General features: G+C 66.0%; 18 protein-coding genes, 1 tRNA gene and 4 pseudogenes. 11 read left to right on the plus strand and 12 right to left on the minus strand.

What is annotated here, in order from left to right; translation table 11 throughout:
* Positions 1-2,284, minus strand: a pseudogene (locus NHF48_RS21215) (ATP-dependent helicase).
* 109 nt (positions 2,285-2,393) lie between these two features.
* Here NHF48_RS21215 and NHF48_RS21220 point away from each other — a divergent pair.
* The 3 genes from NHF48_RS21220 (at position 2,394) to NHF48_RS21230 (ending at position 5,245) form a co-directional block, all read left to right on the plus strand.
* A complete protein-coding gene (locus tag NHF48_RS21220; RefSeq protein ID WP_253072223.1) occupies positions 2,394-2,789 on the plus strand; it encodes a GFA family protein in 396 nt (131 codons plus the stop codon).
* 202 nt (positions 2,790-2,991) lie between these two features.
* Positions 2,992-3,312 carry a UrcA family protein gene (locus NHF48_RS21225; RefSeq protein WP_253072224.1) on the plus strand — a complete coding sequence of 107 codons (321 nt, stop codon included), beginning with the start codon at positions 2,992-2,994 and terminating at the stop codon, positions 3,310-3,312.
* A gap of 265 nt (positions 3,313-3,577) precedes the next feature.
* Positions 3,578-5,245 carry an inorganic phosphate transporter gene (locus NHF48_RS21230; protein WP_253072225.1) on the plus strand — a complete coding sequence of 556 codons (1,668 nt, stop codon included), beginning with the start codon at positions 3,578-3,580 and terminating at the stop codon, positions 5,243-5,245.
* A 267-nt stretch (positions 5,246-5,512) separates the two neighbouring features.
* Here the strand turns inward: NHF48_RS21230 and NHF48_RS21235 are convergent, their stop codons facing one another.
* Positions 5,513-7,465, minus strand: a complete 1,953-nt coding sequence (locus tag NHF48_RS21235; RefSeq protein ID WP_253072226.1) for a glycosyltransferase family 4 protein — start codon at positions 7,463-7,465, stop codon at positions 5,513-5,515.
* A 141-nt stretch (positions 7,466-7,606) separates the two neighbouring features.
* On the opposite strand from NHF48_RS21235, the gene NHF48_RS21240 reads away from it, so the two are divergent.
* Both NHF48_RS21240 and NHF48_RS26235 read left to right on the plus strand, forming a co-directional pair.
* Positions 7,607-9,700 (plus strand): HAD-IIB family hydrolase, encoded by a 2,094-nt coding sequence (locus NHF48_RS21240; RefSeq protein WP_253072227.1) that lies wholly within the window; start codon positions 7,607-7,609, stop codon positions 9,698-9,700.
* Positions 9,697-10,560, plus strand: a complete 864-nt coding sequence (locus NHF48_RS26235) for a glycosyltransferase (protein WP_253072228.1) — start codon at positions 9,697-9,699, stop codon at positions 10,558-10,560. The genes NHF48_RS21240 and NHF48_RS26235 overlap by 4 nt, the downstream gene beginning before the upstream one ends.
* A 57-nt stretch (positions 10,561-10,617) precedes the next feature.
* Here NHF48_RS26235 and NHF48_RS21250 read toward each other — a convergent pair whose 3' ends face one another.
* Genes NHF48_RS21250 through NHF48_RS21260 form a run of 3 tightly spaced genes read right to left on the minus strand, consistent with a single transcriptional unit; the run spans position 10,618 to position 12,549 of the window.
* Positions 10,618-11,046 carry a glycosyltransferase gene (locus NHF48_RS21250; RefSeq protein ID WP_253072229.1) on the minus strand — a complete coding sequence of 143 codons (429 nt, stop codon included), beginning with the start codon at positions 11,044-11,046 and terminating at the stop codon, positions 10,618-10,620.
* Entirely contained in the window at positions 11,000-11,725 is a 726-nt protein-coding gene (locus tag NHF48_RS21255; protein WP_253072230.1) for a hypothetical protein, read from the minus strand. Before NHF48_RS21255 ends, NHF48_RS21250 begins: the two co-directional genes overlap by 47 nt.
* The gene (locus NHF48_RS21260; RefSeq protein WP_253072231.1) at positions 11,722-12,549 is read right to left on the minus strand and encodes a hypothetical protein; all 828 of its coding nucleotides are present in this window, start codon (positions 12,547-12,549) and stop codon (positions 11,722-11,724) included. Before NHF48_RS21260 ends, NHF48_RS21255 begins: the two co-directional genes overlap by 4 nt.
* Positions 12,550-12,797: 248 nt before the next feature.
* On the opposite strand from NHF48_RS21260, the gene NHF48_RS21265 reads away from it, so the two are divergent.
* The gene (locus NHF48_RS21265) at positions 12,798-13,640 is read left to right on the plus strand and encodes an amidohydrolase family protein (RefSeq protein WP_253072232.1); all 843 of its coding nucleotides are present in this window, start codon (positions 12,798-12,800) and stop codon (positions 13,638-13,640) included.
* A 201-nt stretch (positions 13,641-13,841) separates the two neighbouring features.
* Here NHF48_RS21265 and NHF48_RS21270 read toward each other — a convergent pair.
* From NHF48_RS21270 to moaA, 7 genes and pseudogenes are all read right to left on the minus strand, one after another.
* A pseudogene (locus tag NHF48_RS21270) lies at positions 13,842-14,303 on the minus strand (mannitol dehydrogenase family protein); the annotation flags it as partial.
* A 163-nt stretch (positions 14,304-14,466) separates the two neighbouring features.
* Positions 14,467-15,057 (minus strand): annotated as a pseudogene (locus NHF48_RS21275) (mannitol dehydrogenase family protein); the annotation flags it as partial.
* A gap of 12 nt (positions 15,058-15,069) precedes the next feature.
* Positions 15,070-15,300: pseudogene (locus tag NHF48_RS21280) on the minus strand (altronate dehydratase); the annotation flags it as partial.
* 366 nt (positions 15,301-15,666) lie between these two features.
* On the minus strand, positions 15,667-15,918 hold the full coding sequence (locus NHF48_RS21285; RefSeq protein WP_253072233.1) for a hypothetical protein: 252 nt from the start codon (positions 15,916-15,918) through the stop codon (positions 15,667-15,669).
* Positions 15,919-16,238: 320 nt separating this feature from the next.
* Positions 16,239-16,313 (minus strand) — tRNA-Asn (locus NHF48_RS21290).
* A gap of 88 nt (positions 16,314-16,401) precedes the next feature.
* Positions 16,402-17,181, minus strand: a complete 780-nt coding sequence (locus NHF48_RS21295; RefSeq protein ID WP_056490697.1) for an NAD kinase — start codon at positions 17,179-17,181, stop codon at positions 16,402-16,404.
* Positions 17,178-18,191, minus strand: coding sequence for a GTP 3',8-cyclase MoaA (gene moaA, locus NHF48_RS21300; protein ID WP_056062863.1), 1,014 nt, complete (start codon positions 18,189-18,191; stop codon positions 17,178-17,180). Before moaA ends, NHF48_RS21295 begins: the two co-directional genes overlap by 4 nt.
* A 236-nt stretch (positions 18,192-18,427) precedes the next feature.
* On the opposite strand from moaA, the gene NHF48_RS21305 reads away from it, so the two are divergent.
* From NHF48_RS21305 to NHF48_RS21320, 5 genes are all read left to right on the plus strand, one after another.
* Positions 18,428-19,720, plus strand: a complete 1,293-nt coding sequence (locus NHF48_RS21305) for an EAL domain-containing protein (protein WP_342454703.1) — start codon at positions 18,428-18,430, stop codon at positions 19,718-19,720.
* A complete protein-coding gene (locus NHF48_RS25505; RefSeq protein WP_342454704.1) occupies positions 19,623-19,991 on the plus strand; it encodes an EAL domain-containing protein in 369 nt (122 codons plus the stop codon). Before NHF48_RS21305 ends, NHF48_RS25505 begins: the two co-directional genes overlap by 98 nt.
* Positions 19,991-20,413, plus strand: coding sequence for a YybH family protein (locus tag NHF48_RS21310; protein ID WP_263817005.1), 423 nt, complete (start codon positions 19,991-19,993; stop codon positions 20,411-20,413). Before NHF48_RS25505 ends, NHF48_RS21310 begins: the two co-directional genes overlap by 1 nt.
* Before the next feature lie 29 nt (positions 20,414-20,442).
* Complete coding sequence (locus tag NHF48_RS21315) at positions 20,443-21,429, plus strand: DUF2891 domain-containing protein (RefSeq protein WP_253072234.1); 987 nt, start codon at positions 20,443-20,445, stop codon at positions 21,427-21,429.
* A gap of 202 nt (positions 21,430-21,631) precedes the next feature.
* Positions 21,632-23,608: a prolyl oligopeptidase family serine peptidase gene (locus NHF48_RS21320; RefSeq protein WP_253072235.1), complete on the plus strand. Its 1,977-nt coding sequence runs from the start codon at positions 21,632-21,634 to the stop codon at positions 23,606-23,608.
* Positions 23,609-23,621: the final 13 nt, after the last annotated feature.

A 23,621-nucleotide genomic window follows, 5' to 3' on the forward strand; every position in this document is an offset into this window, starting at 1 on the left:
TTAGGGCGTGAGCGTCACGAAGCTGTCCATCACGCGCTTGCGGCCCGACTGTTCGAAATCGATTTCCAGCTTGTTGCCCTCGATTTCGGCGATCGCGCCGTAGCCGAACTTCTGGTGGAACACGCGCTGGCCGAGCGAGAGGTCGTCGCGGCCCTTGTTGCCGAGGCTGATCGCGCTGGACCGGCTTTCGACGACTCGGGCGGGTTTGGTGGAGAAGGTGCTGCCGGTACCCGACGCGCGCTGCCAGCCGGGACCGCGACCGGTGCCGCGCGCGACATCGGCAAACGGATCGGCGCGGTCGGACCAGTTCGCCTGCCAGAGGCTCGCTCCGCCCGACATCGTCGTTTCCGTGTCGATGTGCTCTGCGGGGGAGTTCGGCGACGAAGCGCGAGGGGATCGACGAGTTCCACTGGCCGTAGATGCGGCGATTAGCAGCGTGGATGATGACCGCCAGTCGCCGTGCACGCGTGATCGCGACATAGGCCAGGCGGCGTTCCTCTTCGAGGCTCTTCACGCCGCCTTCGTCGAGCGAGCGCTGCGACGGGAACAGGCCTTCTTCCCAGCCGACCAGGAACACCGTGTCGTATTCGAGGCCCTTGGCGGCGTGGATGGTCATGATCGTGACCTGCGGATCCTGCGCGCCGCCCTCGTTGTCCATCACCAGCGACACGTGTTCGAGGAATGCGCCGAGCGAGTCGTATTCCTCCATCGCGCGGACGAGCTCGCTGAGGTTCTCCAGACGTCCGGTCGCCTCGACCGACTTCTCGGCCTGGTACATCGCGGTGTAGCCACTCTCGTCGAGCAACTGCCGCGCGAGTTCGGCGTGCGGCAGGCTGGTCGCCATGTCGCGCCAGCGGGCGATGTCGCCGACCAGCCGTCCGAGTGACTTCTTCGCCGCGCCGGTCAGTTCGTCGGTGTCGAGGATCCGCGCGGCGGCGGTCGTCAGCGGCGTCCCGGTGGCGCGCGCGAGCTGATGGATTCGCGCGACCGCCTTGTCGCCGAGGCCGCGCTTGGGGACGTTGACGATGCGTTCGAAGGCGAGGTCGTCCGCCGGCTGGTTGACGACGCGCAGGTACGCCAGCGCGTCGCGGATTTCGGCGCGTTCGTAGAAGCGGAAGCCGCCGACGATCTTGTACGGCATGCCGATCGCGATGAAGCGGTCCTCGAACTCGCGCGTCTGGTGCTGCGCGCGGACCAGGATCGCCACCTCGTCGAGCGATTTGCCGGAGCGACGGACGATGTCGATTTCCTCGCCGACGCGGCGCGCTTCCTCGGGGCCGTCCCAGACGCCGATGACTTTCACCTTCTCGCCGACGTCGCGCTCGGTCCAGAGCTGCTTGCCGAGCCGCCCGCCATTGTTGGCGATCACGCCCGATGCGGCGCCGAGGATGTGCGGCGTGCTGCGGTAATTCTGCTCCAGCCGTATGACCTTCGCGCCCGGAAAATCGCGCTCGAACTTCAGGATGTTCTCGACCTGCGCACCGCGCCACGAATAGATCGACTGGTCGTCGTCGCCGACGCAGGCGATGTTCTTGCGCTCCTGCGCAAGCAGCCGCAGCCAGAGATATTGCGACGAGTTGGTGTCCTGATACTCGTCGACCATGATGTATTTGAAGCGCTGCTGATACTGCGCGAGCACGTCGCGGTGCGTCTTCAGGATCACCAGCATGTGGAGCAGCAGGTCGCCGAAATCGCACGCATTGAGCGCGATCAGGCGCGCCTGGTATTGCTGGTACAGCTCACCGCCGCGGCCATTGGCATAGCGCTCGCTCTCGCCCGCATCGATGTCGGCGGGGACGAGGCCCTTGTTCTTCCACTGGTCGATCAGCCCGGCGAGGCTCCGCGTCGGGAAGCGCTTCTCGTCGATGTCGGCGGCAAGGATCAGTTGCTTGAGCAGCCGCAACTGGTCGTCGGTATCGAGGATCGTGAAGTTCGATTGCAGCCCGACGAGTTCGGCATGACGCCGCAGCATCTTCGCTGCGATCGCGTGGAACGTGCCGAGCCACGGCATGCCCTCGACCGCATCGCCGACCAGGCGACCGACGCGCTCGCGCATCTCGCGCGCGGCCTTGTTGGTGAAGGTGACGCTGAGGATCTCCGACGGCCACGCCTTCTTGGTGAAGATCAAGTGCGCGAGCCGTGCGGTCAGCGCCGCGGTCTTGCCCGTGCCGGCGCCGGCGATGATCAGGACGGGCCCGTCGGTGGTCAGCACCGCCTCGCGCTGCGGCGGGTTGAGACCGCGCAGATAGGGAGGCTCTGCTTGCGGCGCGGACGTTTGGGCGATCTGGTTCACCGGTGAACAGGTAGGGAACGGGGGGCGAAGGGGCAAGCGGGTATGGCTTGCGCGGTTCGACGATACGTGGAACAAGTTGAGAACATGTAGGGAGGCGGGCATGCTGGCGGGACGATGTCATTGCGGAGCGATCAGCTATCTCGCGGAGGGCGAGCCCGAGCATCACGCGCTATGCCATTGCGGCGATTGCCGGCGAAGCGCGGGTGCGCCCATGGTAGGCTGGATCGCATTCAGGTCCGAGCAGGTGACCATCTCGGGCGATCCAATGACGTATGAATCGTCGGCGAGCGGTCGGCGTCAATTCTGCGGACGGTGCGGGACGGGACTGTTCTATACCAATGCCGAGTATCTGCCGGGGATCATCGACGTCCAATCCTGTACGCTGGACGATCCCGAGGCGGTCGCGCCGGGTGCGCATATCCAGGTGGCCGACCGATTGGCGTGGATGGCGGATGTGGCCGCTCTGCCTGCGTTCGAGCGATATCCGGGGATGTGACCTAACGCACCATCTATAGTTTCGGCGCGTCGTCGGACCGACGCCAAACCGTCGCGCGAGCGTAACGAACCACGGGTAGGGGGTGCGCAGCGACGTGGTTCGTCGTCGGAGATGCCGCACTCAGAAAGGTGTCCCGACGCGCTGGCGCCGTCGCCCGCAGGCATCGCCTTGCGGACCGCAGGACCATTTGAGGAACATCATCATGAAGCTTTTCATCAGCGTCGCTTCGGCGGCGATCGTCGGCGCTTGTCTGTTTTCCACGGGTGCTTCCGCGAGTTCCGGGCGCGACCCGGTATCGGTGCGCGTGTCGCGCGCCGGGCTCGACCTGACCAGCGACGCCGGGCGCACCGCGTTCCAGCGCCGGCTGCGTTCGGCGATCGCCGGCGCCTGCCAATCGCATGGTGTTGGCCTCGCGGCGCTCGCCGACGCGCAGCAGTGCCGCAAGGGAAATGACTGCGGATGCGGACGTGAAGATGGCCACATTGTTCGGCCGCAATGGCATGCAGCTCGCCAGCATCGGTGAAGCTCGGTGAATTAACTTACTCGCGTCCGACGAAGTCGGTTTCGAACATCCTCCCCCGCAAGGGGGAGGTGGCGCGAAGCGACGGAGGGGGGAGGACACGGAACGCACGTTGTCCTCTGCCTCCCCCTCCGTCTGGCGAGGGGGCCAGCCACCTCCCCCTGGCGGGGGAGGATTGTAGAGGGCGACGTCCCAAATAGGGTCGAACGATCGCTTGATTTACATCTGTCATAAGATTGTCATCGTAAGGGGCCGACTGCACATTCCTATGGCAACCTCCACATTTGCACCCGATGCGGTGACGGCTGATTCGAGCGCTACCGCTGCGCCGCATACCGGTCCCAAGCTCGATCATTCGCTGCATCCGTCCGGGCGCTGGATATTCCTCGCAGTGCTGATCGGCGGACTCGCCTATGCCGGGTTCAGCATCGCCTTCGATACCGCGCAGGTCGGCGAGAGCCTGGCGGGCGGGGCGTTCGCGTTCCTCGCGCTCGCGCTGCTGATCGCGCTCGGGTTCGAGTTCGTGAACGGGTTCCACGACACTGCCAATGCGGTCGCCACCGTCATCTACACGCATTCGATGCCCGCGCCGCTCGCGGTCGTGTGGTCGGGGTTCTTCAATTTCCTCGGCGTGATGCTGTCGTCGGGTGCGGTAGCGTATTCGATCGTCACATTGCTGCCGGTCGACCTGATCCTCAACGTCGGCAGCGTCGGCGGGTTCGCGATGATCTTCGCGCTGCTGCTCGCGGCGATCCTATGGAACCTCGCGACCTGGGCGGTCGGGCTGCCCAATTCATCGAGCCACGCCCTGATCGGCTCGATCCTCGGCGTCGGCCTTGCCAACCAGTTCATCAACGGCGGCGGCGCGGACGGCACGTCGGGCGTCGACATGGTGCAAGTCTGGAAGGTGCTCTCCGCACTCGCATTCAGCCCGATCGTCGGCTTCGTCGGCGCGCTCGTGCTGCTGCTCGTGATGAAGGCCTTCCTGCACGACAAGAAACTGTACGAGGCGCCGGAGGGCCAGACGCCGCCGCCACGCGGCATCCGCGCGCTGTTGATCGGCACCTGCACGGCGGTCAGCTTCGCGCATGGCAGCAATGACGGGCAGAAGGGCATGGGGCTGATCATGCTCATCCTGATCGGTTGCGCGCCGACCGCTTACGCGCTGAACCGGACGATGCCCGAGAGTGCGATGCCGGCGTTCGTGCAAAGCGCGCAGGCGGCATCGGCCGCGTACCGCGCGCATGCCGGCGGCGCGCCGGCCGGCGTCGCCACGTCGCGTGCGCAGGTTACGCAGGCACTGAAGACCAAGCATGTCGCCGACCCGGTCATCTATGCCGCGCTGGCGACGCTGTCGGACGACGTGTCGAGCCGGATCGAAAGCTATGGCTCGCTTGGCAAGGTGCCCGCCGCGGCGACCCCGAACCTGCGCAACGACATGTACCTCGTGCTCGATACGACCAAGCTGATCGCCGAGGACAAAGCCGCGCAGAGCCGGTTCACCGTGCAGGAGATCACGACGCTCAAGAACTACAATAGCGGGCTCGAACAGGGCACGCGGTATATTCCGACCTGGGTGAAGGTCACCGTCGCGCTGGCGCTGGGCCTCGGGACGATGGTCGGGTGGAAGCGGATCGTCGTCACCGTGGGTGAGCGGATCGGCAAGACGCACCTGACCTACGGCATGGGCGCGTCCGCAGAACTGGTCGCGGCGGCGACGATCTTGCTGGCGGTGAAATACGGCATGCCGGTGTCGACCACGCATATCCTGTCGTCGGGTGTGGCGGGTGCGAGCGTTGCGAATGGCGCCGGGTTGCAGCGGCGTACGGTCATGAACATGGCGCTGGCGTGGGTGATGACGCTGCCGGTGGCGATGCTGCTGTCGGGCGGGCTGTACTGGCTGCTGCTAACGCTGGCGCATACGTTCGGGTATTGAGATCATCGTCCGTCATCCTGACGAAAGTCGGGATGATGGCGGTAGGCTAGATGGGAAGGGTGCCGGTTACAGTGTGGGAACCGGTCCCTCGCGCCACGGGTTGCCGGAGCCATGCGATTACGATGCTCGATCTGTGGGAACTGGGACTGGCTCGTGCGCGAGGACTGGTCCGAGTGTAGCCACTGCCGCCTGCTTGTTCGCGACGTGAGCGAGGTCGGTGCGGTTGCCGACGAGATCGTCGCGCAGTTCAAAAGTGGGGTTGTCGACCTACAGCGCGATCCGCCGGAGCGATGGATGCTCGACCCAGCCGGTTTGCGGAACGCGGCGTGGCGGTTCGGGTTCGACGTGGAGCCGGTCGCCGTTGCGCAGGGCGACGTCCGCTTTCATCCTGATTATCGCCCAGCCCAGGCGCACTCGACCCCCGCGACGACTGTGCCGCACGCGATAGGCCTGGGCATCATGGCGCGACCCGCCGATGCGAACGACATCGTCGAGATCGCGACACGCTATCGCACCGCGTTTACCCGGATGGTCGTCCTGCTCGACGGCACGGCAGACGAAGCAGGGGAAATCGCAGCACGGGTCCCGTGGATCGAGGTCGCCCATCACCCTCTCGCCGGCGACTTCGCCGCGCAACGCAACCGCCTCCAGGACGCAATGCAGACCCGCTGGGTGTTGCAGATCGATACCGACGAGCGCCCAGAAACCGCTTTGCTCGACGCGCTCGGCTGGTTGGTCGCGGCGGCGGATTGCGACGGGTTGCGCTCGCTCGGCCTGCCCCGCCGCAACCTCGTCGACGGGGTGCAGTCCGCGTCCTATCCGGACATCCAGTACCGCCTCAACCGTAGCGATATCCGCTTTGCCGGCCGCGTCCACGAGCGTCCGGTCGTACCGTTCGTCGAGAGTTCGCTGGCGCTGGCCGGCGCGCTCGAACATCGGCTCGATGGCGAGCGGGTGCGCGAGCGAACGCGGATCTACGAAGCGATGTCGACCGGCGCGGGCAGGCCGGAGGACGAGGCGTTGCTGCTCGCCCCCCTTCGATCCTATCGCGGTGCGATAGACCGCGGTCGTCTGTGCGGACAGGGTATCGCGCGTGAACATCCCCGACGCACGCCGGCTCGCCGCGGCGTAATGCGCACGCAAGGCCGGGTCCTCGATCAGCCGCTGGACCTGCGTGGCGAGGTCGTCGCCGGTGCAGGTCTTGGCCAGCAACCCGGCGCCGCTCTCGCCGATGAACAGTCGTGCGCTCGGGTCCTCGGCGCAGGCGACGACCGGTCGGCCGAACATCATCGCTTCCTGGTACACCAGCCCAAAGCTCTCGTAGCGTGAGGGTGCGACGATAACGTGTGCCGCGCTCATCAGGTCGTGCAACATCTGTTCGTCGACACGGTGATGGCAGCGCAGTCGCGCTCGCGCGGTGGACGGAAGCGCTTTCAGATCGTCCGCATGCACGCCAACGATCGTGAGGCGGAAATCGCGCATCCCGCAATCCGCACGCCGGGCAAGGATCCTCAGCGCCATGATCAGGGCATCGAATCCCTTGCGATGCTCGTCGCGTCCGACGAACAGCAGTTCGATCGGCTGGTCCTCGCGGACATCTTCGGGATAGGCCGCGGCCGTTCCTCGCGCCACGATCTCCGGTGGCAGGCTGAGGCCGATGACTGCGTGGCGCCCGACCGGCCCGGGGGCTTCGACGCCGTACAGATGGGCGATCTTCTCGCCGTGGAGCTGCGTGTTCGAGATCAGTGCCTTGCTGAAGCGCGCTGCGATCAGCTCCGCGAGCATCGCCGCGCGCCGATCGAACCGGTCGCATAGACTCGTTACCGTCTCCGCCGAGGTCGCTGCCGGGGTCGAGTTGCGCGTCACCAACGGCGCAGGACCGGTGAGCGCGATCGCCAACCCTGGGGCATACCAGTTGGTCGCCTCGACCACGTCGAACGGCTCGCGACGGTGCTCGCGAGCAACCGCTCGGCGAAATGCGAACGGCGCGACGAGGTGCCCGATTCCCGCAATCTTGCGGAGGCGCGCGGCGAACGATCCCTCGCGCAGACCGCAACCGATGACGGATACCCGGCCGTCGTGGCTGTCTTCGCGCCGGTCCATAGTGAAGACACAGACGTCATTGCCAGATTGTGCCAACGACTGCGCAATCTCGCGCGCGGCGCGAGTAAGTCCGCTCTTTTCAGGAGGATAGGCCCAGGTGAGTAGAGCGATCCTCACAGCGATCGATCACCGAGCGAACGAAGCGCCGCAGGGAACGTAATAACCTGCGTCAATACCGGCATGTAAAGTATCATCGGCCCGGAACTCGGCAACCCCGTGAGCGGTTCCTTACGTGAATTGCAGATGAACGGGGGAAGGGTGTTCGTACTACATATCGCGTTGCAGGGGTGTTTACGCGCAACCGACGTCGAATACGGAATCACCGCGGATACCGGGGGCCATATCCGGTACCTTCTCGATCTCGTCGCTGCCAGCGGCCGCAATCCGACTATCGACCGGATGGAAATCGTTACCCGTGCATTCCATCATGCGGCCTATGCGGAATGTTATGCCGAGCCGATCGAGACGATCGACGGCACGACGCGTATCGTCCGCCTGCTGACCGCGTCCGATGCGTATCTCGTCAAGGAAGACCTGTGGACCGAGCATGACAGCCTGGTCGAGGCTTTGGTCGCGCATATCGCCACGCTAGATCGCGCGCCCGACGTCATGCACGCGCACTATGCCGATGCCGGACTGATCGCGGCGCGCGTTTCGGCGCGTACCGGCATCCCCTATGTCTTCACCGCGCATTCGCTTGGCCGGGTGAAGCTGGCCGCGTTCGACCGTGATTGCGCGGAAACCGCGGGTCTCGATCGCCGGATCGCGATCGAAGAGGAAGCCATCGCCGGGGCGGCCGCTATCATTGCGTCGTCCCGCGACGAGGCCGAAGTCCAGTATGCCGATTACGATGCGTATGATCCGGGCCGCATCCGCGTGTTCGCGCCGGGTAGCGATCTCAAGCAGTTTGCGGACTGCGGCACCGATGCTCGCGTCGATGCGCTGATCAATCGGTTCCTCGACGATCCCGCCAAGCCCGTGATCCTCGCGATTGCTCGCCCGGTGACCAAGAAGAACCTCGCGGCGCTCGTCCACGCTTATGGCCGGTCACCCGCGCTTCAGGCCGCGGCGAACCTCGTGATCCTGGCGGGCACGCGTGACGACAGTGCGACGTTGGAGCCCGAAATCCGCGACAACATCGCCGAGCTGCTCCAGTTGATCGACCGCTACGACCTGTACGGCAAGGTCGCCTATCCGAAACAGCACCGACCGGACGACATCGCCGCGGTCTATGCCCATGCTCGGACCCGGCGCGGCGTCTTCGTAAATCCGGCGCTTAACGAACCGTTCGGGCTGACCCTGCTCGAAGCCGCCGCGAGCGGGTTGCCCGTGGTTGCGACCGACAGCGGCGGGCCGAACGATATCGTCGAGACCTGCGGCAACGGCATCCTCGTCGATCCGCGTTCACCTAGCGCCATCACCGATGCGATCCTGAAGATAGTAGACGATCCGGCGCTGTGGTCGCGCTACTCAGCGGCGGGGTCGATAGCGATCCGCGCCTATGACTGGGACCGGCACGTACAGCTTTATACCGGGTTGCTCGCAGAGGTCGTGAACGCCGCGCCTGCGGTCACGGACCGGAAGCCGGAATTGTTGTTGGTGTCGGATATCGACGGAACGCTGCTCGGCTGTGCGAAAGGCGTCGATGATTTCACCGCGTGGCACGACGCGCAGACCGATGTCGCGTTCGCGATCGCGACGGGGCGCAGCTTCCACAGCGCGATGGCAGTGCTCGGGCAGCATGATGCGCCGCGCCCCGAAATCCTGATCACCTCGGTCGGCTCGGAGATCTATTACCGGACGGTGCGCGGGGCCGTGTACGACCGCGATACCGAATGGGACGGGATCATCGCCGCCGGCTGGGACCGCGAGGCGGTCGCCGCACTGATCGGCCAACATGCCGGACTGACGCCGCAGAGTCCGCTCGAACAACGACGGTTCAAGCTCAGCTATTTCGCGGATGGCGACATGGCGGCGGCCGAGCGGGTGCGGGCTTTGCTGGCGGAACACGGCCATAGCTGCTCGATCATCCAGAGCCACGGCCGCTATCTCGACATCCTGCCGCATGCCGCATCGAAGGGTACCGCGGTCGAGCACGTCCGCCGCCGCCTTGGTCTCGAACCGCGACAGGTGATCGTCGCGGGCGACAGCGGCAACGATATCGAGATGCTGCGATCGTCGCGCCATGCGATCATCGTCGGCAATTATTCGGACGGTCTGGGATCGCGCGCGGACCTAGCGCACGGCTATGTCGCGATCGGTCATCACGCGCGCGGCGTGATCGAAGGCGTCGCGTTTTTCCGCGAGGCCGCGGCCGGGATCGACGTCGAGGGTATCAGGAAGGCATCGTGACGTCCTCGACGGTCAGCGTGCTGACGCTGGTACGCGGGCGCCGCGCGCATCTGGTGAACCTGATCGCCGGCCTCAACGCTTCGACGCGCAAGCCTGACGAACTGGTGATCGCGTACATGCAGGACGCGCCGCATACCGATCTCCCGCCGACCGACTTTCCGTTGCGCGCGGTGTTCGTCGAGGGCGACGCGATGCCGCTGGCGGCGGCGCGCAACCGTGCGGCGGCGGCTGCGCGTGGGGATCAGCTGATCTTCCTGGATGTAGATTGCGTCCCTGCGCCGACGTTGGTCGGGCGCTACGCGGCTACGGCGATCGAGCCAGGCGGTATTCGGTTGGGCGAGGTGCTGTATCTCCCTGCCGGCGCGCTGGACGCCGGGCTGGACTGGGACAAGCTCGACCGGGTCGGCCTGCGTCACCCGGCCAAGCCATCGATCGCGCCCGATGAAATACGGCCGACGCCGAGCCATGGCGAGCTCTGGGGCCTGTCGTTCGCGATCTCTGCGGCGGACTGGGCGCGGGCAGGGGGGGATGGACGAGCGCTATGTCGGCTATGGCGGGGAGGAAACCGACTTCGCCGCGCGACTCGAGCGCGCCGTGGTGCCGATGTGGTGGGTCGGCGGCGCGCGGGCGTATCACCAGCATCATGTCGTCCACACGCCTGCGTACCAGCATTTCGACGCGATCATCCGCAATGCGCGGTTGTTTCGCGGCACCTGGGGGCGGTGGTGCATGGACTATTGGCTGGGGCATTTCGCCGAGCGCGGGCTGATCGCCTGGGATGCGGATACGATTACGGTGTTGCGGGGGCCGACCGCAGAAGAGGTGGCCGCGTCGAAAATGCCGCCGGAGGTTTTGTTTAGCTGAGATGCTGCGCAACGTGTCGATCCTCCCCTGGCGGGGGAGGATCGACTAGCGCTCTATTTCGAAGCGGGCGCCCAAAGCGAGACCGCCAGTCCTTCCAGATAGTCCGCGGCGACCTTGGCTGCATCCGCGTCGTACAGGTCCGCGAGCGCGGCAGAATCGAGCGCTTTCGCGGCGTCGAGTATCCCCCGCCACGGTGCCAGCGCCCCCGGCCATGATGGCAGCGCGACCGCGGCGCCTAGCTCTGCGAGCTGTTCCGCCTTGCGAGTCTGTTCGCCGAAATACCGCCATTCCGGCGCGCAGACATAAGGCCGGCCCACTCGTGCGATCTCGTGCACCGTGTTGTCGCCGGCCGATGCGATGACGACGTCGGCGGCGGCGATGTGGTCGGTGACGCCGGGGACCCAGCCGAGCTCGACCAGATTGCCGAAATCGGTCTCATGCCCCTCGCGGTGGACCGGCCCGAGCCACCAGCCACAGCGCATCCGGCACCGCGCGCGCCGCCATCGTCAGCGGCGCGTAGGGCGTGCCAGCACCGCCACCGCCGGTGAGGACAACGACGATTTCCTTGGTCGGATCGAGGCCGAGTTTCGCGCGCGCTTCAGCCTTGGTCGGGACGGTGTCGACGGTCGTGCACAGGCCGCCAGCGTAGCACGTGTTGGCGCGTACCCAGTCGGGCGTCTCCGCCTGTTCGAGTGCCTCGCCGAACGGTGCAAGCAGGCCGACGCTTGCCTGGTAGGCGCCCAGATGACCCGGATCGAGCCGGTCGCCGTGCATCCGGATGCTGATCGCGGGCACGCTCGCGATCCGGGCCAGCAGCGCGATCTCGGCAGAGACGTCGACCACGAACAGTGCCGGATCGGCGTCGTCGAGATGGTCGATGATCGTCCGCATGGTCGCGCGGGTCTTCGCGACGCCGAGCGGGACGCAGTGCATCACCTCGGGCGTCGCCTGCGCGAACAGGCCTGGCGTCGGCACCGGCGCGCCGATCATGTCGGGCAGCGCGGCAATCGTGATCGGCCGCTCGAAGCCGTCGAACAGCGACGGCTTGGCAGTCAGGATCGTCACCGCGCGCTCGGCAGGCAACTCGCGGATGATCGCCATCGCCCGGTTGGCGTGGCCGCGACCCTGGTGATGGATGAAGAACGTGATCGGCTTGGTCATGCCGAACGTTGTACCGATCCGGTCTCCGAAGGCGACTGATATCGATCAGCATAGTTCGCGCTCAGTCCGAACGCCGCCTCGACCTCGGGATCAAGCCACGCGGTGATGTGTTCGGCATCAGCAGGCGCGAGTTCGGGATAAGCCGTCGGAACATAGGGCGCATAGCCTTGCCCCTTGTAGCTGGTGATCGGCACATATTCTTCGCGCCGCGGGATCCCGGTCGCCTCGGACAACGCCTCGACGAACGCCGACGGTGCTCGCGCGAACGCATCATAGCCGAGCAACGCGACGTTGTGCGTCCGGTTGGTCAACGACGCCCAGTGGCGCAGCTTCGCGGTGCGCTTGGCGATGCAATTGGCGAAGCGTTCGCCGGTTTCCGGATCGCGCTCGTGCAGCATCTCGTCGCCCTGCATCGGGTGCCCCGGCTCGATAGGGCCGAAATGATCGTCCCAATAACTGTGCCACTGGCTGCGAATGAACACGTCGAACGGCTCCGCCTTCAGGTCCGGATGCGCGTGCCAGGGCTGGCGGTGAAGGCTGCGGGTCCAGTCGAACGCATCGCGCGCGACGACCAGCACCAGCGTATCCTTCACGAACAACGTCTGCGGCGGCACGAACCAGTGCTTGAAGCCGAATTCCTCGGTAATCGTCACACTCGGCATGTTCGCCTCGATCGCGCGCGTGACGAGGTTGGTCCCGCTGCATCGCTGGCCGTAAACCTGGACTCGCGTGATCGGCACGTCGCCGCGTTTCAGTATCCGCAGGCCCTCCAAAGGCTGGAGCCAGTTCAAGGGTTTAACGTGCGGTTTGGCGAGTGTCGACATGGAGAATGCCGCTAGCGCCGACTGGTGTCCGGTACAACCATCGTGCCGGGAAACACGTCGATGGTGGTGGTATTTAAAGAACGGAGATCATCCGGACGGTCCGCGGCAACGGCTGTATTTTCATGTCTACGGTCGTGGCGAAATAGCGTTCGGTCACGGCTACACGTCGATCCGATTGCTGCACTGGCGTGCACGCGGTACGTTCTTCGGATGCAGACACAGCCGACCAGCCAGGCGCGGATCGCCGCGTGACTCGTATCGACGCGCACCAGCATTTCTGGACCTATTCGCCGTCTACGTTCGACTGGATCGTTCCCGACAGCGTGCTCGCACAGGACTTTTCGCCTGCCGATCTGATGCCATTGCTGGACGGCGCTGCGATCGATGGTTGTATCGCGGTGCAGGCGCGGCAGACCGAGGCCGAGACCGACTGGCTGCTGGAGCTCGCGGTTGCGCATCCGCGGATCATGGGCGTGGTCGGCTGGATCGATCTGCGGGCCGACAACATTGTGGAGCGGCTGGAGACGCGGTCGGGATCGCCAAAGCTGGCTGGGTTTCGGCATATCGTCCAGGACGAGCCGGACGACGATTTCCTGCTGATGCCCGACTTCGTGCGCGGGGTCCGGGCGACGGTCGAGCGCGGTTTCAGTTACGACATTCTCGTCAAACCCCGTCAGGCGATCCATGTTCGTCGCTTCTACGATCTGGTCGCGGCGGGGCGTTCGACGGCGCCGCGGCTGATCCTCGATCATGGTGCGAAGCCCGACATCGCGCACGGTGGCTGGCAGCCTTGGGCGGACGCGATCGCCGACATGGCGCAGGTGCCGTCGCTCTATTGCAAGATATCCGGGCTGGTCACGGAGGCGGATCACGCGACGTGGACGGCGGACCAGATCGCCCGGTATCTCGATCACCTGCTTGCGTGCTTCGGTCCCGATCGTTTGATCTTCGGCTCCGACTGGCCGGTCTGCCGCCTTGCCGCCGAGTATCGCCAGGTCGTCGACCTGATCGACGGGTTCGTCACGCGCGCTTGCCCGGAGGCGCAGGACGCGATCTTCGGCGGCAATGCTCGGGCGGCGTATGGGGTCTAGAGGTTCACACCCGACCAGTCGCCGCGGCTGATCCGTTCCGCCGCATCGGCGACCGCGGACCGGGCGGCTGCGTCGTCGCGGAGTTCGGGGGAAGCCCAGTCCGGCATCGATCAGGCGCGCGACGACGTCGGCCGGCGTTCCATCGCGTGCCGCGTCCGCCAGGCGATCGCCGGCTGGATCGACGATCGGAATATTGTCGCGGGCACGTTGCATCAGGAACGTTACCCATGCGCCGAGCGCCGTGACGACGCCAGCAGGCATGCGACCCGCGCGGCGGTTGGCGACGAGCGTATCGCCTAAACGGTAGGGCAGCTTCTGCGAACCGTCCTGCGCGATCTGGTCGAGCCGGTGGACGATGACCGGGTTGCGAAACCGCTGGAGCACGGCGGCGCGGTAGGCATCCAGGTCGAGGCCGGGGGTGTGGGCTAGCATCGGTATGATGTCGTCGCGGATCATCGCGTCGACGAACCCGGCGAGCGCCGCATCGTTCATAGCGTCCGCCACGCTCGCCGCGCCGCGTAGCAGGCCGATATAAGCGAGCGTCGAATGCGCGCCGTTGAGAATCCGCAGCTTCGCCTTCTCGTATCTGGCGACATCGGTCGTAATGGTCGCGCCGACCGACGCGAGATCGGGACCGAGCGGCGTGCCGATGTCCTCGATCACCCACTGCGCAAAGGATTCGCGCTGGACAGCGGCGAGGTCTTCGAGCCCGATCGCTTCGGCGACGTCGTCGTAGAGCGCAACGTCGGACGCGGGCGTGATCGAGATCGACCATCGTCGACGGCACCCGCACTTCGTCGGCGATCCAGTCCGCCAGATCCGTGTCGCTTACGCGAGCGAAGGCGACCAGGGCGGCGTGGAGCTTGGCGCCGTTGCTGGCGAGATTGTCGCACGGCATCGGCACGAACGGCGCAACGCCCGCCTTCCGCCGCGCGGCGAGGCCCGAGACCAGCCACCCGACGAGGCTGTGCGGCGTGTCAGTCCCAGCAAGATCATGGACGATATCGGCGTGCGTCAGGTCAAGCGTGCCGTCGGCGGCGAGGCAATAGCCCTTCTCGGTCACGGTCGAGGTCACCAGCCGTACCGCGGGATCGGCGAGCAGTGCGTGCGTTTCGGTCGCGTCGTCGGGTCCGAGGAATCGGCGATGCGCACCGATCACGCGGTTCGACGCTTCGGCGTCGCGGATCGCGAGCGTATAGAGCCCGTCCTGCTCGGCAAGTGCTGCGACCGTCCGCTTGCTGCGCATCGACACCGCCGCGATGCCCCAGCGTGGATCATGGTCCAACAGCGCGTCGATATACGCCGCCTGATGCGCGCGGTGGAATGCCCCCGGCCCGAAATGGACGATGCCGATCGAGGGAAGGGGGGCGACCGCGCGGGCTCTCGATCGTCGCCGGCAGTTTGTCGAGCGTCGCATGGGTCAGTCGTGTCAAAGCGTTACTCCACGTTTCCAGATCGCGATCTCGCGTTCGCCATTGCGCTCGGCGGCGGTCTCGCGGCCCGATGCGATCGCGGCGATGCAGTCGAGCAACGCCGTTTCGGCCGAGGCGAACCCCTGGTCGAGGACCTGCCCGGCGTCGAAATCGATCCAGCCCGGCTTGCGCTGGGCAAGATCGGTGTTCGACGCGATCTGGATCGTCGGCACGGGAAAGCCGAGCGGGTGTCGCGGCAGGTTGCGCGGAACGGCCTGCGACCCGGTGAGCACGGCATCGCCGGTATCGATCCGGTCGCCGATATCACCATCGCGCAGCAGCGTCGCGACGCTGTCGCCTGCGCGGACTATCACTGCATCGACCATTCCGAACCCTCCGCTCCGTTTTCGCGTGCAGGATCGCATAGTCTCAAATCGGCGCGCGACGCACGAACAAAGCTATCTGGAAGCGTCAGCGGATCGGGCAGGACGCGGTCTCACTACGACGATTATTGCTAATTCATTTGAGAACAAACGGCTCTCAAGCGCACGTTTCGACGTGGTATCGTCCAAGCCCAGGTCGATTGGACCGGTGCATAACACCGGTCCAACAGATTAGTTGCTGTCGGAATCGTCGCCATCGTCGATCGCGAGATACAGACCGCCACCGACCGCAACGGCGGCAAGAGCGATGATGATGAAACCGCCGTCGGCGACCTTGGACTTCTTGACGGTCGGCGTGCCGGCGCGTTCCGACTTGATCGTCGAGAGGCTGGATGCCGGGTTGGCCGAAGCCGCGTTCGCTGCAACTGGTGCGGCGAGCAGCATGAGGCCAGCCGATGCCGTGGTAAGTGACTTAAGAAACATGAAATCTCCACTGTTTGAGTAAGACTTCATCCTAAACCACAAAGTATCTTAACATGAAATAAGTTTCATGAACTAAAGAATGTTCGTCAGACCTAAGTGTCGATAGAAGCTACGAATTTGCGCGAATACCCGCCAAATCCCGCCCATCGCGAACGCGTCCCGGCCGGGATTGGTTTTGAGCTTGGACGTTTAGGCACCTAGGGGGGCGGCAGGTCAGACGCCGTCGCAAGAACGACTGCAACTGGCGGGACAGATTTCAAAAAGGGGGTTCCGGCCTACCGGCATCTCGCGAAGAAGCGAGGACTTGTCCGGATGGAAAATGGCTCCCTGAGTAGGATTCGAACCTACGGCCACTCGATTAACAGTCGAGAGCTCTACCGCTGAGCTATCAGGGAACGTTGCCGGAGGCGGCTCTATAAACGGCCGGTCGGACGATGCAAGCGGGTTTCGCCGCAAAAATGCAAAGTCGGCGATAAACCGCGTTCAGGCGACGAACTGTTCCATGGTGATGCGGTCGTCGAGCGCGTGCTCGGGATCGAACAGCAGGGTGAGTTCGCGGGCGCGGTCCATGCAGATGTCGACCTGCGCGACGTCGCGGATCTCGCGCTGGTCGGCGACCGCGGAGACGGGGCGCTTGCCGGGGTCGAGTACGCGGATGCGGATGCGTGCCTTGTCGGGCAGGATGGCGCCACGCCAGCGCCGGGGGCGGAACGGGCTGATCGGGGTCAGCGCGACCATGCCGGAGCCGAGCGGCAGGATCGGGCCGTGCGCGGAAAGGTTGTACGCGGTCGAGCCGGCTGGCGTTGCGACGAGGATGCCGTCGCAGGCGAGTTCGGCGAGGACGACGCGGTCATTCACCGTCACTTCGAGATTGGCGGTCTGCCGGGTCTCGCGCAGGAACGAGACTTCGTTGATCGCGGGCAGCGTGTGGGTGCGGCCGTCGACGCCGATCGCGGTCATGCTGAGCGGGATGACCTTGAACGGTTTCGCGCGCTCCAGCCGGTCGGTGAGGCCGTGGTGGCGCCATTCGTTCATCAGGAAGCCGACGGTGCCCAGGTTCATGCCGAACACGGGCACGGGCGGCTTGCGGCGCTCCAGCATCGTGTGCAGCGTCTGGAGCATGAACCCGTCGCCGCCGAGCGCGATGATGACGTCCGCCTCTTCGACCGGCACCCACTCACCCATGTCGGCGAGCTCCGCTTCGGCGGCACGAGCAGGCGGGGTATTGGACGCGACCAGCGCCCGCCGCTCGTACAGGCTCATCCGCCGGTGACGCTCATGTGGCGTGCGACCGCGGGGCCTTCGCCCTGGCCGATGCGGAAGTCGTGCGCCTTGGGCTTGGCGAACAAGCCTGCGTCGATCGCTTCGTCGAGACCGGCGGTCCCGCCTTCGCGCAGGGCCGCCTTCAGGTCGACCTGGTCGTCGTGACCGAGGCACATGTAGAGCTTGCCTTCGGTTGTCAGTCGCACCCGATTGCAACCTTCGCAGAAATTGGCGGTCAGCGGCGAGATGAGCCCAAGACGCGTGCGCGTGCCATCGACGTTCCAGTAGCGTGCGGGGCCGCCGGTCTTGTGCGCGTCGCGGGCGAGCGTGAACTGCTGGCCGAGGTCGTCGAACACCTTGGTCAGCGGCAGGAAGCGATCGGTGCGGTCCTCGTCGATCGCGCCGAGCGGCATCGTCTCGATCAGCGACAGGTCGAAGCCCTCGTCGCGGCACCAGGCGAGCATCGGTGCGATCTCGTCCTCGTTGAAGCCCTTCAGCGCGACCATGTTGATCTTGATCGCCAGCCCCGCGTCGCGGGCCGCGTAAATCCCGCCAATCACCTGCGACACGTCGCCGTGACGGGTGATGTAGCGGAAACGCTCCGGGTCTCGGCTGTCCATGCTGACGTTGACGCGGCGAATGCCGGCATCGACCATCGCTTCGGCATGCTGCGCTAGGCGCGTGCCGTTGGTGGTCATCGTCAGCTCTTCGAGGCCCGAGCCGATGTTGTGACCCAGGCGCTGTACCAGTTCGGCGACGTCGCGACGTACGAGCGGCTCGCCACCCGAAAGACGGATCTTTGTCACGCCGCGCGCGATGAAACGCTCGGCAATGATCGCGATCTCTTCGAGGCTCAGCAGCTTGCTGCGCGGCAGGAACGTCATCTTTTCCGACATGCAGTAGCGGCAGCGCAGATCGCAGCGATCGGTCACCGAAATCCGCAGATACTTGATCGTGCGACCATGCGTATCGCGCAGCGGCTTTTGCTCGAGGGTGGGCGCGATCGTCATCTCTTCCGAGCTAAGACCTGACTGTCCCACTAACAAGACCGGATCGGCTGGTATTGGATTGGCGCGCGGCGATACGGCGGCTAGGCTCGCACCGATCGAGCGAGGTGCGACGGATATGGAAGACATGCAGATCGCAACGACGCTGTTCGCGGTATCGTTCCGTCAACGTGATGAGATCGCGGAGATTTTAGCGAGCGCAGGTGCCGGTGCGGGGTGGCAGGCGGCGGTCGTGGGCGATGCCGAAGGGTTGGAGAGCCGGTTCCTGGGGGAGTGGTGCGGCGGTCGCGTTGATCGATGCGCGCGGTGCGCTCGACGACGGACTTTCGGCGACGCGCAGGCTGGGCGGGTTGGTCGCCACCAACGGTGCGGCGTTGCTGGTGCTGGTATCGCGCGGCGATGTCGAGGCGATCGGCGAGTTCTTCGATGCGGGCGCGACGCAATTCCTCGCGAGTCCGGCCAGCGAAGGCGAACTCGTCCAGGCGTTGCGGTTCGCAGGGCGCCATGCCGCCCGCGCATCCGGCGGCGCGATCGATCGACGCGGCATACCCGGCGCATCGCACTATGACAGGGAGACCGGCGAAGCGCGGCGCTGGATCGTCAGCCGTATCGCAGAGGAGCGGCCGGTGGCGGTGGTGCTGGTGGCGCTGTCGCGCCTCGACATCGTCAATGCGGCGCATGGCCGTCCCGCGGTGGATGGTCTGATCGAAGCCGCGGTGTTGCGCGCGGAGACGGTCGCGCGCCAGGCAATCGGCGTGGATGCGATGGTCGCTCGGCTTGGCGGGTCGGAGTTCGTGCTGGTGATCGAGGCGGCCGGGGCCGCGGTGACGGCGGCGATCACCGCGCTGGACGCGGCGCTCGCGCGGCCGTTCGCGGTGGCCGATACGCGTGCCGTGCTCGGATGCCGCTTCGGCGTGGCGCAGCGTCAGCCGGGCGACGATGCGGCGGCGTTGCTGCGCCGGGCGAGCGAGGCGTTGGCGGAGGCGAAGGCGAGCGACGGATCGGTGCTGCATGTCGCGCTGCCCGACGGGGTCGCGCCGATCGACGCGCTGGCGATCGACCTGCACCATGCGATCGAGCGCGACGAGATCGACTTGCGTTGGCAGCCGCAAGTCGAGATCGCGAGCGGCAAGATCACGGGAGTCGAAGCCTTGGCGCGCTGGAACCACCGGGCGCTTGGGCCGCTTGGGGCGGATACGTTGTTCGACGCCGCCGACCGAGCCGACCTGGGCATCGCGTTGTCGGACCATATCCAGCGGCTGGTACTGGCGCGCGCGGTCGCGTGGCCGGAGGTTCTGGGGACGTTGCGCGTGTCGCTGAACCTCACGGCGGCGGATATCACGCGGCCGGGGTTTGCCGCGCTGTTCCTGGCGCGAGATCGACGAGAGCGGGTTCCCGCGCGGGCGGCTGACGGTCGAGATTACCGAGACGGGGTTGATCGAGGATTTGGCGGCGGCATCGGCGTTGTTGGCGGAACTGCGCGGGGCAGGGTGCCGGGTGGCGATCGACGATTTCGGCACGGGCTATTCTAGCCTCGCCTATCTGAAGTCGCTGCCGCTCGATTACGTCAAGATCGACAAGTCGCTGGTGCGGGACATCGATGGCAGCGCGCGCGACCGCGTGGTGGTCGCCGGCGCAATCACGATGGCGCGTTCGCTAGGGCTCGCGGTGATCGCCGAGGGGGTCGAGCGACCGTCGCAGCTCGAACTGCTCGCCGCGGGGGGATGCAGCCTGTACCAGGGCTTCCTGCTGTCCGAACCGGTCGGCGAGGCGGCTTTGCTCGAACTGATGGCGAGAGAATGATGCGTACCGTGATGATACCCCTTGCGATCGTCGCGATCGCAGCACCCGCGATCGCGCAGACGCCCGCCGAAATCGCGATCCGCAAGGGGATGGATGCGAGCGCGGCGGGTTGGAACGCGGGCGATCTCGCACGGTTCATGGACATTTATGCCGAGGACGCAGTGTTCGTGACGCCGAAGGGACTGCTTCGCGGCAAGCCGGCGATTGCGGACAAATACCGGTCCAGCTTCAACGGCACGGGCAATGCGCGCGGCAAGCTGTCGTTCGCGTTCCTCGAGATGCGCGGCCTGGATCCGGCGCATGCGATGCTGTTCGCACGGTGGACGCTGACCGGGGCGTCGACCAGCGAATCGGGCATGACGACTTTGGTGTTCGAGCGGCGTGGTGCGGCGTGGAAGATCATTTCGGACCACAGCAGCTGAATGTCCGACGAACGATGTGGGATGACACGATGACACAGCGGCTCGACCAGGCGACGGCGGCACGATTTGCCGGGCTGACGCTGGGGCATCTGACCCGCGAATGGCCGTACAAGCTCGACCAGGTGCTCGACGGGCCCGGCGACCTGGCATTGCCGAAGACGCTGCATCCAGTGTTTCACGGCAGTTTCGACTGGCATAGCTGCGTGCATGGCTGGTGGCAGGTGATGCGCCTCGCGCGGCTGTATCCGGACATGGCGGAGGCCGCCGCGGTCGAGGCGCTGGCGGACCGGATGCTGGTGCCCGCGCTGATCGTGGGCGAGGTGGCGTATCTCGATCGACCGGGTACGGGCGGGTTCGAGCGGCCCTATGGCTGGGGGTGGCTGCTGGCGCTGCATGACGAACTCGCGCTGCGTCCCGATCGGCCATGGGCAACGGCGGTCGAGTCGTTGGCACGCGCGTTTGCGGCGCGGTTCGCGGCGTATCTGCCGAAGCTGATCTACCCGGTGCGGAGCGGGAAGCACGACTGCACTGCTTTCGCCCTCGTCCACGCGCTACGCTGGGCGCGGACGCACGACGCGTCGCTCGCCGCACTGATCGGGGCGCGCGCGCGGGACTGGTATGGCGACGACCGCGACTGTCGGCCGTTCGAGCCTAGCGGAGAGGATTTCCTGTCGGCGACGCTGTGCGAGGCGGCGTTGATGAAGGACGTGCTCGGCGTGGAGTTCGCGCCGTGGCTGGCGGCGTTCCTGCCCGAGCCGTTCGGTCGCGCGACGGCGTGCCTGCGCTCCCCCGCGATCGTCAGCGACCGGTCCGACGGCCGCCTCGCGCATCTCGACGGCTTGAACCTGTCGCGCGCGTGGTGCTGGCGGACGATCGCCGATCCACTCTCCGATCCTGCTGCCGCGCGCGCGATCGCCGACGCGCACCTGGCAGAGGCGCTGCCGCATCTCGCGGACGATTACATGGGCGAGCATTGGCTGGCGACGTTTGCACTGCTCGCGCTGGAGGCGGAATGATCTGAAGAGAAGGGGCTGGCGTAGCGGACCGCGTTGCCTAAGGTCGCATCATCGAACGAAAAGAGAGTGATGATGCAAAGACGCCTGCCGTTCCTGGCCTTGCTGGCCCCTTTCGACGACCGCGCTGGCCCAGACGCCGGTCCCCGCTACCGATCCGAACGCGTATCTCGAGGACATTCACGGCACGCGTGCGCTCGATACGGTGAAGCGGTGGAACACGCAGTCGCTCGCCGCGCTCGAAGCCAAGCCCGGCTATGCGCGCTACCGCCAGCGCGCACTCGACCTGTTGCAGGCAGACCGCCAGATCGCGACACCCGACCAGATCCTCGGCGATCAGGTGCTGAACCTGTGGCAGGACAAGACCAACGTGCGCGGCCTCTGGCGGGTGGCCTCGCTCGCCTCGTTCACCAGCGGCAAGCCGGTGTGGCGGACGCTGATCGACGTCGATGCGCTGGGTAAGGGCGAGGGCAAGAGCTGGGTGTGGAAGGGCGCGACGTGCCGCTCGCCGTCCTACGATCGCTGCATGGTGGCGCTGTCGAACGGCGGCGGCGATGCGGTCGAGGAGCGTGAGTTCGATATTCCCTCGGGCAAGTTCGTGACCGACGGCTTCGTCGTGCCGAGCTTCAAGACCGGGCTGAACTGGGCCGGGCCTAACGCACTGTACGTGGCGACCGATTTCGGGCCCGACAGCCTCACCAAGTCGGGCTATCCGCGGACCGTCAAGCGGTGGCAGCGCGGCACGCCGCTTGCTTCGGCAGCGACCGTGACGAGCGCGACGCCGGACGATGTCGGGATCGAGACCAACGTCTTCACCGATGGCGACCGGCGCTATCCGCTAGTGTCGCGCAACGTCGATTTCTTCCATTCGAAGCGCAGTCATATCGTCGAGAATGGCCGGCTGGTGCCGTCGCCGTTGCCCGACGATGCCGAGATCAACGCTGTCCTCGATGGCCGGTTGATCGCGACGCTGGCGTCCGACTGGAAGGGGATCCCGAGCGGGTCGGTCGTGGCGTACAGCGTCGCCGACGTGCTGGCGGGCCGCGCGCCGACGATCGAGCGCGTGCTGGTGCCGACCGCAACGCAGGCGGTGGAGCAGGTCGATTCGAGCAAGTCGGTGCTGTGGGTGAAGATGCTCGACGACGTCTCTGGCCGGCTCGTGTCGCTGACGCGCGGCGCGGACGGCGTCTGGTCACAAGGCGTCGCGGTGTTGCCGACCGCGTCGACGATCCACCTCGAGGCGACCGCGGGCAAGGACGACGTCGCGTTCGCGGTTGTCGAGAGCTTCCTCAGCCCGCCTGCGCTTTATGCCGTCCGCCCCAATGCCAAGCCGGTGACGGTCGACACGCTGCCCGCGCGGTTCGACGCCTCGACGATGCAGGTCGAACAGCGGTTCGCGACGTCGAAGGACGGGACGAAGATCCCGTATTTCCTCGTGCGGAAGAAAGGCACGACGGGACCGGTGCCTGCGCTCGTCCACGCGTACGGCGGGTTCCGCAATGCGCAGACGCCGACCTATCTCGTCGACCAGCCCTATCGCTCGGGCCCGGCCGGGCTGTTCTGGGTCGAGGAGGGCAACGCGTTCGTGCTCGCCAACATCCGCGGCGGCGGCGAGTACGGCCCGCGCTGGCATCAGATGCCGCTGCGCGAGAACCGGCAAAAGGCGTATGACGATCTCCACGCGGTCGGCGACGATCTTGTCCGGACCGGCGTCAGCGCCAAGCGGAAGATCGCGGTATCCGGCCGGTCGAACGGCGGCCTGCTGGTCGGCGTCGCGATGGAGCAACGTCCCGATCTCTACGGCGCGATCGTGATGGGATCTCCACTGCTCGACATGCAGCGCTATTCGCATCTGTCGGCGGGCGCATCGTGGATCGGCGAATATGGCGACCCGGACAAGCCCGCGGACTGGGCGTTCATCTCGAAATATTCGCCCTACCAGAACCTGAACCGCGGCGTGAAATACCCGGTGCCGTTCATCTACACCTCGACCGAGGACGACCGCGTCCACCCCGGCCACGCGCGCAAATTCGCCGCGCGGCTGGAAGCGTATGGCGACCCGTTCTTCTATTACGAGAACCCCGAAGGCGGCCACGCGGCGGGCGCCGACAAGATCGAGGACGCCAAGCGCGCCGCGCTCGTCACCGTCTATCTGAACGCACAACTCGCGCTACAGCGCTGATCGTCAGGAATTC

This window comes from Sphingomonas sp. H160509, assembly GCF_024124765.2.
Lineage (GTDB): Bacteria > Pseudomonadota > Alphaproteobacteria > Sphingomonadales > Sphingomonadaceae > Sphingomonas.